This is a genomic window from Limisphaera sp. 4302-co (genome assembly GCF_049537155.1).
Lineage (GTDB): Bacteria > Verrucomicrobiota > Verrucomicrobiia > Limisphaerales > Limisphaeraceae > Limisphaera.
On record NZ_JBMVQZ010000001.1, the window covers coordinates 215,571 to 228,622 of the forward strand.

Below are 13,052 nucleotides of genomic sequence, written 5' to 3' on the forward strand. Positions count from 1 at the left end.
GACCCGCCGCAGACGCACCGGCGCGGACAATCCCCGGCGGAAAAAGCACGACCCGTTTGCAGCATGCGCGGCTTCTGCCATTTTACCTCCGTGCAGAACGAGGCTGTCCAACCGGTCGGCGCCGGGAACGAGGCAGTCTGCCGCGGATGGATCGTTTACGACGGCCGGTGCGGGAGCTGTCGGCGCTGGGTCTCACGATGGGGCTGGTTGTGGGAACGACGCGGCTTTCGCTTCGTCCCTTTCGACGGTCCCCGGGCACGAAAGCTGATCGACCCGCAACAGACGGCTGTACCGGAAGAAATGAAACTCTTTTTGCCTGACGGGCGATCGCTGGGAGGGGCGGCAGCGGTTGCGTGGCTGTGTCGCAGGGTGGGTTGGCTGTGGCCGCTGGGTGTGTGGCTGGAATTGCCCGGCATCCGTGGCATGGCGGCGCGCGTTTACCGATGGTGGGCCCGGCACCGCTCCCGGGACGAGCGGCCCTGCCCGGTTCCGCGAGCAGATCCGTCCGATGCAGATCCGCTCAGGCACCGGCTTGGAGCTTCGGGAAGAACCGCTCCGCCACGCGACAGGTATGGTGGCTCAGCTCCTCCAGAGTGAGCTGTTTCACCGCCGCAATGACCTTGGCCGTCTCCACCAGGTGCGCCGGTTCGCAGCGCCGTCCGCGGTGCGGCTCGGGCGCCAGGTAGGGGGCGTCCGTCTCCAACATGAAACTTGCCGGGGGCGTGGCCGCCACCGTCTCACGAACGGCCTGACCGTTTCGGAAGGTCACCAGCCCGGTGAAACTGACGATGGCCCCGGTGGCCAACACCCGGTCGAGGTGCACCGGCGTTTCAGCAAAACAGTGAAACACGCCGCGCACATGCGGCGCATAGTCGACATACACGGCCAGGGTACGGTCGAAGATCGCACGTTGATGGATGACGCAGCCCAAGCCGGTCTCGGCCGCCACCTCGAGGTGCTGGCGAAACAGCCGCTCCTGAAGCTGGAGAACGGGTTCCCGGCGGGCCGGATCCGCCGGAAGGCGGAAGGCGTCCATCCCGGTTTCGCCGAGGGCCACCACCTTCGGATGCTGCGCCAGTTCACGCAGGACGGGGCGCAGGTCTTCCGGTGCCCGGGCTGCTTCGTTGGGATGCCAGCCAACCACCGCAAACAGCTCCGGGTACCGTTCGGCCAGCTCGATGCAACGGCGGCTGTCATCAAAGTCGGTGGCGACAACCACCATCCGCGTCACCCCGGCCGAGCGGGCCCGTTCCAGCACCGCTTCCAGATCCGCTTCGAACACCCGGTCCGCCAGATGCACATGCGTGTCGTAAAACGTAGCCATGACTTGATCAGCTTCCGGGCTCCAACATGAGCACCCGGCCGCCTCGAGGCAATGCGCCGATCCAGAGACGGCCGCCGAGCCGCCGCCCACTGCCTGGTTGGCCGGACCATCACCCGCGCTGCACCCGCTGTCCCGGACCGGCCCGGGTCGTGTGGACACCTTGCCCGCCGGCTTTGAATAGCCAGACGCACCGGACCGTCAGCCGCTGGTATGAGAACGAGCTGGCTGTGGAGCGTTGCGGCGCTGGTGCTGGTGGCGACCGGACCGGCCACCGGGGCCGATATCTTCGAACAAAACCGGCGGTTGGGCAGGGGAGTGAACATCCTGGGATACGACCCCATTTGGCGGGATCGAACCCGGGCGCGTTTCCAGGAACGACATTTCCGCCTGATCCGCGAGGCCGGATTTCAAACCGTGCGGATCAACCTCCACCCGTTCCGGCACATGAGCCCTGACCCGGACCGGGCGCTGCGCCCGGAATGGTGGGCCACGCTGAACTGGGCCGTCAGCAACGCCGCCGCCAGCGGCTTGAACGTCATACTCGACCTGCACGAGTTCAATGCCATCGGCGAGGACCCGGAAGGCCACAAGGACCGGTTCCTGGCCTTTTGGCGCCAGATCGCGGCCCGGTCATGGCCGGACACGGTCTGTTTCGAGCTGTTGAACGAGCCCTGCAAAAAGTTGACCCCTGCGCTCTGGAACCAGTGGCTGCGCGAAGCCCTGGCGATCGTCCGCCAGCAGCATCCGCAACGGCCGGTGATCATAGGACCGGCATTCTGGAACTCCGTCGATCATCTGGAGGAACTGGACCTGCCTGCGGACGATCGGCACATCATCGTCACCGTGCACTACTACAAGCCGATGGCCTTCACCCATCAGGGCGCCTCCTGGACCGGGCAGCAGGACAAGGTGGGCATAGACTGGCGCGGTACCGCTGAGGAGGTGAACGCCATCCGACAGGACTTCGACAAGGTCGCCGACTGGTCACGGAAACATCAACGCCCCGTCTTCCTCGGCGAATTCGGCGCCTATGATCGCGCGCCCTTGGAGGCGCGCGTGCGCTACATCCGAACGGTCGCCCGCGAGGCCGAGGCACGCGGCTGGAGCTGGGCCTACTGGCAGTTCGACGGGGACTTCATCGTGTGGGACATGCAGCGCGACCAATGGGTCCGCCCGATCTTGGAGGCGTTGCTCCCGTCCGCACCATGAGGCCGCAGGCCCGGCCGGGAGTCCGGCGCTCAGCCACCGGAGCCGGCCGCGCCGGTGGCGCCGGCGGGACCCGAGGCGCCCGGCACCGCCGCATGCCGGCGCAACTGTTTCACCGCCGCCTGCAGGTCCTTGGGCCAGGGCGACCGAATCTCCACCCACCGGCCCGTGACCGGATGGGTCACCCCCAGGGCCTCGGCGTGCAGGGCGAGCCGGTCCAACAACGGGCGCTCCTGCCCGCCCCTGGCCAGGCGGTAACCGGATTTGATGCGAGACAACCACAGCGGCGACCCGCCATACAGTTTGTCGGCCACCACCGGCCACCCCCGATGCGCCAGATGCACACGAATCTGATGGGTCCGGCCCGTCCGCGGCCGGCATTCCAGCAGCGTGTAACCCAGGAACCGCTCCAGGACACGAAAATCCGTCACGGATTCCCTGCCCCGCTTCCGCACCACGCACATTCGTTCGGGCCGGGCCGGATCAGGCGCCAACCGCGCTGCAACACGGAATTCGCCCTCGGTGACCGCCCCCTCCACCAACACAACGTAGCGTTTTTCCGTCTGACCCGATTCGAACTGCCGCATCAGATGCGTGAGCGACTCCTTGTCTTTCGTCAGGAGCAGCACACCGCTGGTCTCGAAATCCAGGCGATGCACATTGGCCAGGTAGGTCAACCCGCGGGCCACTGCCCATTGCCTGCCCTGGGCGATCCCTTCCTGGAGCAGACGCATGAGATTGGGGCGGCTCGGATCGTACCGGTCAGGCGAGCTCAGCAGGCCCGCCGGCTTGTCCAACGCCAGCAGGTGCTCGTCCTCGTAGAGGACGCGGATTTCCCAAAACCCCCGACTGGCTGGTGCGGACAGTTTCAAAACCGGATCCATGAACTTCGGACTACCTCGCAGCCCCGTACCCATCTGTCAAGCGGCACCCCGCGGGGTGAGCAATCGCCTGCAGGGGCGTCATGTGCCGTGGTGCCCGCCCAATCCGCTGTCGGCCATCCCACAAAGCCAGGGCTCGCTTTCACCCCACCCGGAGCGAGGTTCCGCTACCTGCCGGCCCGGCGGGAACTCCCGCCGTGGAACCGGCCCCCTACCGCGGGCCTGCCGGTGGGCGGGACATCCGGCGCCACAACCCGTTCGTCATCAGCTCATTGCAGAGGCGGGGTGATTCGCTGCCCACTCCGGGGACCGGACCTCGGGGCGGGTCACCCCGGCCGGCCCTGGTCCCGGCATCGCGTCCGACCGAATTTCTTCAAAAAAAAGCACGATCATGACCTTGCAGGGGTGGGTGGTTGCGGTACAATGCCCGCGGTTGATGGAACTGCGGACGTGGGTTCCGGAAGCTCGAGACCGCCCGAGGCGCCGGAATGCCGGGGTCCGCGGTAGGGCCCGGCAACTCTTGCGGGGCAGAGGGCCAGGGCCTGACGGCTTTGCCAAGGAGGTTAATGGTTGAGGACTAACTGGTTCGGCGGGGGCGTCCACCCCTTCGGGCGCCCCCGCTCACTTTAACGACGCACGTCGGGCGGACAGCCGGGCCGGCGGCTGGAGGATGGGCAAAGCGCCGGGTGGCAAACCCGAACGGCCGGCCGATACACAAGCCTTTGCGGCCATACAGCGCAGCTTATGAACGGTTCCTTCCAGTTCACGTGGGCGGACATCGCCATTTTCGTCCTCTTTGTCATCTCCGTGGTGGCGGTGGGTTTGTGGAAAAGCCGCGACGAGAAGGGCAGCGAGGATTACTTCCTGGCCGGGCGCGGTCTCCGCTGGTGGTTGATCGGGTTCTCGCTCATCGCGGCGAACATTTCCACCGAACAATTCGTGGGCATGAGCGGCAACGCCGCCATGCACGTCGGCCTGGCCATCGCCAGCTATGAATGGATGGCCGCCATCACGCTGGTGGTCGTGGCTTTCGGGTTTCTGCCGTACTTTCTGCGGGCGGGGATCTACACGATGCCGGAGTTCCTGGAATACCGGTATAGCAGCGCGGCCCGGACCATCATGGCCGTGGCCACCATCTTCATCTACCTCCTGCTGCTGGGCGCGGTGACCTACTCGGGGGCGCTCACCTTGAGCACGTTGGCGGGCCAGGCGGGGCACCATCTTTCGCTGGCCGCGGGTGCGCTGATCATCGGTCTGATTGCGATGCTGTATGTGACGGCCGGTGGTTTGAAGGCCTGTGCCTGGGCCGACCTGATCCAGGGAAGCGCACTCATACTGGGCGGCGCGGTGATCATGATCTTCGCGTTCCAGAAGCTGGGTGCGGCAACGGAGGCGGCCACCGTGGTGAGTCCGGAGACGGGTGCCGTGGCCATGGTGACGCTGTCGCCCGACGCCGGAGCCGTCGAGCGGTTCTGGGAACTGAACCGGCCGCGGATGAACATGTTCCTGCCGGCCACGGACACGATCCTGCCCTGGACGGCCCTTCTGTTGGGATTGTGGATTCCGAATTTCTACTACTGGGGCCTGAATCAGTACATCACGCAGCGGACGCTCGGGTCGGCCTCACTGGCCCAGGGACAGAAAGGCATCGTGTTCGCCGCGTTCATGAAGCTTTTGATTCCCTTTGTGATCGTGATCCCCGGGATCATTGCGTTCAACCTTTACAGCAACCAGATGCGGCTGGCGGCGGTCCAGGACACGGCCAAAAGCATGGCCCTGTATTTCAAGGCCAATCCCGGCACCCGGTTCGTGGAACTGGCCGAGGCACCTTCTGACGAGCAGTTGAAGACCTGGCCGGAGGGCCGTTATTTGCTGGCGGTTTACCCGGATGAAGCGGCCGTGCGGGCTGTGAAGGTCCACAATCCGTGGGTCCTGCCGATTCCGCGGGGCGTGTACGACTCCCTTCAACCGGCCCGGTTCCAGGTTTTCACGACGGAGGATCATTCCTGGCGTGCGGTGCATCCCGGGCTGGCCGAGGAGTTGGACACCTACAATGCCCGTGTGGAAGAGGCGGCCCGGCAGGCGGGTGAACGACCTGCGGTGGAGAAGCTGATTGCCTTCAAGTACGACACGGCGCTGGCGCAACTGCTGGGTCACGTGTTGCCCCAGGGCGTGGGCGTGGTGGGGTTTGTGATGGCAGCCCTGCTGGGCGCGGTGGTGAGCTCACTGGCGGCCATGCTCAACGCCGCGTCCACCATCTTCGCCATGGACGTTTTCAAGAAGTTCCTCAATCCGCAGGCGTCCCAGGAGCGGATCGTGTGGGTGGGCCGCGTTTCCGTGGTCGCATTCACCGCGCTCGCCGTCTTTCTGGCACCGCAGTTGGGGAACCCGAAGATCAGCAACAGCATTTTCACGATCATCCAGGAAAGTCAGGGCTTCATTTCGCCCGGCATTCTGGCCGTGTTCGTGTTCGGTCTGATTGTGCGGCGGGGTCCGGCGATCTGTGGCGTGGCCGGTCTGCTAACCAACATGGTGGCCTACGGCACGTTGAAGCTGCTGGTTCCCGAGCTGCAGTTCCTCAACCGGATGGCGGTCTGTTTCGGGCTCTGCCTCCTGGTCATGGGCGCGATCACGCTGGCGCGGCCGTTGCCCCAGCCGGTGGAGTTCAAGCAGCAGTCCGCCATCGCACTCGAAAGTTCGCAGGGGGCCAAACTGGCCGGGTTGGTTGTCATCGTGATCACGCTCTCACTCTACGCGATCTTCAGTCCGTGGGGCGTGGCCCGCTGAGGTGCGGGCCCGCATCTGCACGACCAAACAGGGAGGTGGCATGGCAGCAAGGGCAGTGGGGCCTTCTGTAAGTCGGGCCGGTTGCGAAAGCGGCGTCGCGGCGGAGGGGCGCGGGGTGGAGGTGCGTACGTTCGGCACGTTGCCGGACGGCCGGAAGGCACGTCTGTTCACGCTCCGGAACCGGCAGGGAACGGTGGCTCGGATCACCAACTACGGCACGATCGTGACGGAGTTGCACGTTGCAGATCGGCGGGGCCGGCTGACGGACGTGGTGCTGGGCTTTGACCGGCTGGAGCCGTACCTCCAGGGGCACCCGTATTTTGGGTGCACGGTAGGACGGGTGGCCAATCGGATCGCGAGGGCGCGGTTCGTCCTGGACGGTCAGACCCACCAACTGCCCGCCAACGACGGTACGAATTGTCTGCACGGTGGGCCGAACGGCTTTGACAAGGCCCTCTGGCAGGCGCGGGTGGTCGGACCCGCGTCCGTTCGGTTTCGGCACGTCAGTCCCGATGGCGACCAGGGGTTTCCGGGCAGATTGGTGGTGACGCTGACCGTCAGCCTGACTCCGGACAACGAGCTCTGGTTCGACTACCAGGCGCGGACGGATCGCCCCACGCCGGTCAACTTGTCGCATCACGGGTATTTCAACCTTGCCGGTGAAGGGACCATCCACCGGCACCGTCTGCAGATCGCCGCCGATTTTTACACGCCGAAGGGACCCGACAACGTACCCACGGGAGAGATCCGGCTGGTGGCCGGCACGCCCCTGGACTTCCGGAAGATGAGCTGGATCGGCACCCGGCTGACGGAGGCTGGGGAGGATCCGCCGGGTTACGATCACAATTTCGTGCTTCGCGGGGACGCCGGGGGTTGGAACCAGACGGAGGTCTGCCGCGGGCGCCCGGGGCGCCCGGCCTTTTGCGCGCGGGTGGAAGAGCCGCGGAGCGGTCGGTTCATGGAAGTTTGGACCACCGAACCGGGGGTGCAATTGTACACCGGCAACTGGCTGGATGGTAGTTTGGTCGGGAAGGGCGGCTGGCGGTACGAGCGTCATGCGGGGCTCTGCTTGGAAACGCAACACTTTCCCAACGCGGTGAACATACCGCATTTCCCGAGCGTGATCCTTCGGCCGGGACAGGTCTACCGGCAGACGACCTTTTACCGGTTCGGAACCCTGTGAGGATTCCGCGTGGCACACGCGCACGGTCGCAGGACCATCCGCATCGGCGCAAGGAGGTACGAGTCACTTTATGCAGTGGGACGACTTGTTGAGAGAGGGCGCAAACGCATTCGAAACGCGGTACGGAACGGCTCCGACGTGGATCGCGGCGGCGCCGGGTCGCGTCAACCTCATCGGCGAGCACACCGATTACAATGACGGGTATGTTTTCCCGATGGCCCTGGAACGGTACACCGTGGCGCTTGGGGCGCCCCGGAACGACGGCCGAATCTGCCTGGCCAGCTCGGCGGATGCCTCGGTGGTCGAACTGCCGGCCGGGGAGCAGCCGCAGCCACTGCCCAAAGGTTCCTGGGGCAACTATCCGCTGGGTGTTCTGGCGGGCTTTGCCCGGCGCGGTCACCGGTTGCCGGGCATGAACGTGTGGATTCACTCGTCGGTGCCGTTGGGCGGCGGGTTATCCAGCAGCGCGGCACTCGAAGTCGCCATCGCCACCTTGTGCGAGGCTGCGCTGGGCATCGAACTGGATCCCGTGGAAAAGGCATTGCTCTGCCAGGAGGCCGAGCACCGCTTTGCCGGCATGCCGTGCGGGATCATGGACCAGTTCATTGCCGTGCTGGGTCGGGCCGACCACGCGCTGCTTCTCGATTGCCGTTCGCGCAACTTCGAGCACGTGCCCATGCAGGATCCGGACGTCGCCGTTCTGGTCATCAACACGCAGGTGAAGCACGAGCTGACCGGCAGCGAGTATCCCACCCGGCGCAAACAGTGCGAACAGGCCGCTGCCACTCTGGGGGTGCCCGCCCTGCGCGACGCCACCCCGGATCAGCTTGAGACCGCTCGATCGAAGTTGGATCCGGTCGTCTATCGCCGCGCCCGACACGTCATCGGCGAGATCGCCCGCACGTTGCAGGCCGCGGAGGCCTTCCGGAACCGCGACTGGGTCCGGGCCGGCGAACTGATGTACGCCAGCCACGCCTCGCTGCGGGACGATTACGAGGTCAGTTGCCCCGAACTCGACCTGGTGGTGGAACTGGCCCGTGAACGCGGTGTGGAGGGTGGGGTGTTCGGGTGCCGCATGACCGGCGGCGGCTTCGGTGGATGCGCCGTTGCCCTGGTCCGGACCGGTGCGGTGCCGGCCGTGCAGGCGCACATCCAGGCGGCGTACCGTGCCCGCACCGGGATCGAACCGACGCTGTTCGTGACGAGGGCCGGGCAGGGCGCACGGGTGGTTCAACGCTAGATCTTCCGGCCGCTCGCACGGTTCCTGGTTCGATGTCGGGGGTTATGGGGGAGATGATCGAAGCGAACTGGGCCGACTGGCCGCATCGCCGCTTTGACCTGTTACAGGGACGGTGGATCCTGGTCTCGCCGCATCGGACACGGCGTCCCTGGCTGGGACAGACCGAGAAACCGGCTCCGGAGCAGCGCCCTGCCTACGATCCGAACTGCTACCTCTGCCCCGGCAACCGGCGTGCCTCGGGGCAGGTGAACCCCGCCTACACGGGCACCTACGCCTTCACCAACGACTTCGCCGCCTTGCTGCCGGACGCGCCGCAAACAGGCGCAACCACGGATCCGTTGCTTCGCGCGGCGCCGGTCCGCGGAGAATGTCGCGTGTTGTGCTTTTCTCCGCGGCATGATCTGACCCTGGCTGAGATGCCCGTCAAAGGGATCGCCGCAGTGGTGGAGATGTGGGCAGACCAGGTGACCGACCTGGGCACCTGCCACCGCTGGGTGCAGGTGTTCGAGAACAAGGGCGCCATCATGGGTTGTTCCAACCCGCATCCGCACGGGCAGGTCTGGGCCGGTGATTTTCTGCCGCGGGAAGCCGCGGCAGAGGACGAACAGCAGGATTGGTGGTACCGGACGCACGGCCGGCCCTTGCTGCTGGATTATGCCCGCCGGGAGCTCGATGCGGGGGAACGGGTCGTCACAGCCAATGCCCACTGGCTGGCGGTGGTCCCGTGGTGGGCGGTCTGGCCGTTCGAGGTCCTGCTGATGCCGTTGCGTCCCGTCGGCCGGTTGCCCGAGCTCACGCCCGTGGAACGCGTGGCGCTGGCGGAAATCCTCCAAAAGCTGCTCGTCCGGTACGACAACCTCTTCGAGGTTTCGTTCCCGTACTCCATGGGCTGGCACGGCGCACCCACGGGACCTGATCGGGACCGGCCGCAACCGCACTGGCAGTTGCACGCGCATTTTTATCCGCCCCTGCTGCGCTCGGCCACGGTAAGGAAATTCATGGTCGGTTACGAGATGCTGGCCGAACCGCAACGGGACCTCACGCCCGAACAGGCGGCGGCAAGATTGCGCGCGCTGCCCGATGTGCACTATAAACGGAGGCAGAGTGAAGCCGGGTCCGTCACGGCCGAACCGTCCGGGAACCGGTCGAACAACCAACCCTCAAAGGGATCGAACTCGTGATGAAAACGCGCTGCATCGGAGCTGCAGGCGGGTGGTGGTGGGTTGTCGGGATGCTGTTGGGTTTGGTGCCTGCTTCATCCCAGGGGCGGGCGGACTGGGCGGATTTCCAGAATCCCCGGGTGACCGGTCGGAATCATCTGGCTCCGCACGTGACGATGGTGATCTGTCCCGACCGGCGGACGGCCCTCTCCATTGGCCCGGTCTGCAACCAGGAACGGGTCAAGTCACCCTGGTACCGTTCGCTCAACGGCAGATGGAAGTACCATTATGCGTCCAATCACCTGGCCAGTGTCCCGGACTTTTGGCGGCCGGACTTTGACGATCGCGATTGGGTGGAACTGCCGGTGCCGTCGAATGTCGAAATGCACGGCCACGGCATCCCGATCTACGTGAACATTCGCTATCCCTGGCCGGAGCCGTGGAATCCGCCGGAGGTCCCGAGAGACGACCCGAACAACACCGTCAACCAATACCGGCTGGAATTCACCGTGCCGCGGTCGTGGGAGGGACGACGCGTGTTGCTGACCTTTGACGGGGTCAACAGCGCGTTCCAAGTCTGGGTGAACGGACATTGGGTGGGCTTGGGCAAGGACAGCCGGACTCCGGTGGAATTCGACATCACGCCCTACGTGAAGCCGGGACGCAACCTGTTGGCCGTCGAGAATTATCGTTGGTGCGACGCTTCCTATCTCGAGGACCAGGACTTCTGGCGGCTGAGCGGCATCTTTCGTGACGTCTATCTCTGGTCGCCGCCGAAGGTGCACATCCGCGACTTCGAGGTGCGCACCGACCTGGACGAGGCCTACCGCGACGCGATACTGACCGTCGCGGTCGAGGTCGAGAACCACACCGACCGCACCGCACCGGTCACTGCCGAGCTGGAACTGCTGGATCCGGACGGCCGCACCGTGGCGGGGGGAAGTATCAACCTCGCCGTGGAGCCGGACGGCCGCAACGCTCAAGCCACGCTCACCCAGAAGATCCGGCAGCCCCGTCTGTGGTCGGCGGAAACGCCCCACCTCTACAAGCTGTTGCTCACCCTGAAGGATCGGAACGGCAAGGTGCTGGAGGTCATCCCTGCGAACGTCGGCTTCCGCGAAGTGGAAATCCGGGACGGGAACCTCCTGGTCAACGGGCGGCGAATCCTCATCAAGGGCGTCAACCGCCACGAACACGACCCGGACCGCGGTCAGGCCATCACCGTGGAGAGCATGATCCGCGACATCCGGCTCATGAAGCAGCACAACATCAACGCGGTTCGCACCAGCCACTATCCCAACCAGCCCGCCTGGTACGATCTGTGCGACCGCTACGGGCTGTACCTGATTGACGAGGCCAATATCGAAAGTCACGGCATGGGTTATGGAGCGCGCACCCTGGCGCGGCGGCCGGAGTGGAAAGATGCGCACCTGGACCGGACCCGGCGGATGGTCGAGCGGGACAAGAACCATCCTGCGGTGATCATCTGGTCCCTGGGCAACGAGGCGGGTGACGGACCGAATTTCGAGGCCACCTCTGCCTGGATCAAACAGCGCGATCCATCCCGGCCCGTGCACTATGAGCAGGCCGGGCGCCGGCCCCATACGGACATTGTCTGTCCCATGTACCCGCCCCCGTCCGAACTGGCGCAGTACTCGGAGCAGCCGCAGACCCGGCCCTTCATCATGTGCGAGTACGCCCATGCCATGGGCAACAGTTGCGGCAACCTCTGGCTTTACTGGGACCTCATCTATTCTCGCCCGCACCTGCAGGGGGGATTCATCTGGGATTGGGTGGATCAGGGCCTGCGCCAGGAACAAGGGCCTCTGCCGAAGCCGCGGTTCGAACCGGTCCGCAAGGGCCGGCCCACGTTCTGGGCCTTCGGTGGAGATTTCGGCCCGCCGGGCACGCCCTCCGACCAGAACTTCTGTTGCAACGGGCTGGTGACGCCGGATCGCCGGCCTCACCCGACGTTGTTCGAGGTCAAACACGTCTATCAGCCGGTGCGGACCCGGCTCGTGGACGGCGCAGAGCGGACCGTGGAGATTCGCAACGGCTACGATTTCCTGAACCTCAACGACCTGCTGCGCGCCGAGTGGACATTGAGCGCCGACGGCAAACCCCTGCAGTCGGGTCGGTTGCCCGAGCTGGACCTGGCGCCCGGGGCCGCGACGACACTCCGGATCCCGGTCAAACCGTTCGAGCCTGCACCCGGACTCGAGTACTTTCTGGATATCCGCTTCACCCTGAAAAAGGACACTCCGTGGGGGCCGCGCGGACATGAGGTTGCATGGGACCAGTTCCGCCTGCCGGATGCGGCGCCGCCCGTGCTGCGCCGGTCGGATCCCGTGGCGCCGCTGACCGTGACCGAGGAAGGCGGTCAGGTCCGCATCCGCGGCCGCGATTTCACGCTTGCTTTCGATCGCACCACGGGACAGTGGGTCTCCTGGCAGCATCGCGGTGTGGAACGGATCCGCACGCCCTTGCGCCCGGACTTCTGGCGGGCGCCGACCGACAACGATCGCGGCCGCAACATGGAGCGGGCGCAGGGGGTATGGCGCCGGGCACATGAAAACGCCCGGTTGGAGGCGTTCGAAGTTCACCAGCCGGCGGCAGACGGGAAGGTCGAGATTGCCGTGCGCTGGTTCCTCCCGTCAGTCGAGGCGCACTGGAACATGACCTGCGAGGTGCATCCCGCCGGAGTGGTCGAGGTCCGGGCGGCCTTCGAACCCGGTCGGACCAACCTGCCGCCCCTGCCGCGCCTGGGGATGCAGATGACCCTGCCCGAGGGCTTCGACCGGATCGAGTGGCTGGGCCCCGGCCCCCACGAGACCTACTGCGATCGCAAGGACGCCCGCGTGGGCCGCTACCGGGGACGGGTCCGCGAGCAGTTCTGTTACGATTACTCCGAGCCCGGCGAGAGTGGAAACAAGGTGGACGTGCGCTGGGTGGCCCTGACGGATCGGCGCGGCCGCGGCCTGCTGGTGGTGGCCGAACCGCTCCTGAGCGTCAATGCCCTGCATCACACGACCGACGACCTGCAGTCCGCGGAGCATCCCTTCCAACTGCCATTCCGCGAGTTTGTCGTGCTGAATCTTGACCTGATGCAGCAGGGTGTGGGTGGCGACAACAGTTGGGGCGCCTGGCCGCATCGCCAGTATCTGATCCCCTGTCAGCCGCGTGAATACCGCTTCCGGCTGGAACCGTTGGAGCCGGGCGACGACCCGGGCCGGCGGGCGCGTCAACGCGTCGAGTAAGCCCGATCGAAGAT

The 13,052-nt window shown here is 65.7% G+C and carries 9 protein-coding genes; 7 read left to right on the plus strand and 2 right to left on the minus strand.

The genetic code is table 11. The annotated features are described in order from the left end of the window. Nucleotides 1–63: 63 nt before the first annotated feature. A complete protein-coding gene (locus tag ACPDIX_RS00795) occupies nucleotides 64–597 on the plus strand; it encodes a thiol-disulfide oxidoreductase DCC family protein (RefSeq protein ID WP_423429864.1) in 534 nt (177 codons plus the stop codon). Here the strand turns inward: ACPDIX_RS00795 and ACPDIX_RS00800 are convergent. Further along, nucleotides 521–1,324: a TatD family hydrolase gene (locus tag ACPDIX_RS00800; RefSeq protein ID WP_423429865.1), complete on the minus strand. Its 804-nt coding sequence runs from the start codon at nucleotides 1,322–1,324 to the stop codon at nucleotides 521–523. The two genes, ACPDIX_RS00795 and ACPDIX_RS00800, sit on opposite strands and share 77 nt — an antisense overlap. 210 nt (nucleotides 1,325–1,534) lie before the next feature. Between ACPDIX_RS00800 and ACPDIX_RS00805 the strand changes: the two genes are divergently transcribed. Beyond that, nucleotides 1,535–2,533 (plus strand): glycoside hydrolase family 5 protein, encoded by a 999-nt coding sequence (locus ACPDIX_RS00805; protein WP_423429866.1) that lies wholly within the window; start codon nucleotides 1,535–1,537, stop codon nucleotides 2,531–2,533. A 29-nt stretch (nucleotides 2,534–2,562) separates the two neighbouring features. Here the strand turns inward: ACPDIX_RS00805 and ACPDIX_RS00810 are convergent, their stop codons facing one another. Then, nucleotides 2,563–3,414: an RluA family pseudouridine synthase gene (locus ACPDIX_RS00810; protein WP_423429867.1), complete on the minus strand. Its 852-nt coding sequence runs from the start codon at nucleotides 3,412–3,414 to the stop codon at nucleotides 2,563–2,565. A gap of 741 nt (nucleotides 3,415–4,155) precedes the next feature. Here ACPDIX_RS00810 and ACPDIX_RS00815 point away from each other — a divergent pair. The 5 genes from ACPDIX_RS00815 (at nucleotide 4,156) to ACPDIX_RS00835 (ending at nucleotide 13,038) form a co-directional block, all read left to right on the plus strand. Further along, complete coding sequence (locus ACPDIX_RS00815; RefSeq protein ID WP_423429868.1) at nucleotides 4,156–6,198, plus strand: sodium:solute symporter family transporter; 2,043 nt, start codon at nucleotides 4,156–4,158, stop codon at nucleotides 6,196–6,198. A 40-nt stretch (nucleotides 6,199–6,238) separates the two neighbouring features. Continuing rightward, complete coding sequence (locus ACPDIX_RS00820; RefSeq protein WP_423429869.1) at nucleotides 6,239–7,381, plus strand: aldose epimerase family protein; 1,143 nt, start codon at nucleotides 6,239–6,241, stop codon at nucleotides 7,379–7,381. Between the two features lie 70 nt (nucleotides 7,382–7,451). After that, nucleotides 7,452–8,621, plus strand: a complete 1,170-nt coding sequence (galK, locus tag ACPDIX_RS00825; RefSeq protein WP_423429870.1) for a galactokinase — start codon at nucleotides 7,452–7,454, stop codon at nucleotides 8,619–8,621. A gap of 53 nt (nucleotides 8,622–8,674) precedes the next feature. Beyond that, nucleotides 8,675–9,802: a UDP-glucose--hexose-1-phosphate uridylyltransferase gene (locus tag ACPDIX_RS00830; protein WP_423429871.1), complete on the plus strand. Its 1,128-nt coding sequence runs from the start codon at nucleotides 8,675–8,677 to the stop codon at nucleotides 9,800–9,802. Beyond that, on the plus strand, nucleotides 9,802–13,038 hold the full coding sequence (locus ACPDIX_RS00835) for a glycoside hydrolase family 2 TIM barrel-domain containing protein (protein ID WP_423429872.1): 3,237 nt from the start codon (nucleotides 9,802–9,804) through the stop codon (nucleotides 13,036–13,038). The genes ACPDIX_RS00830 and ACPDIX_RS00835 overlap by 1 nt, the downstream gene beginning before the upstream one ends. Nucleotides 13,039–13,052 lie beyond the last annotated feature (14 nt).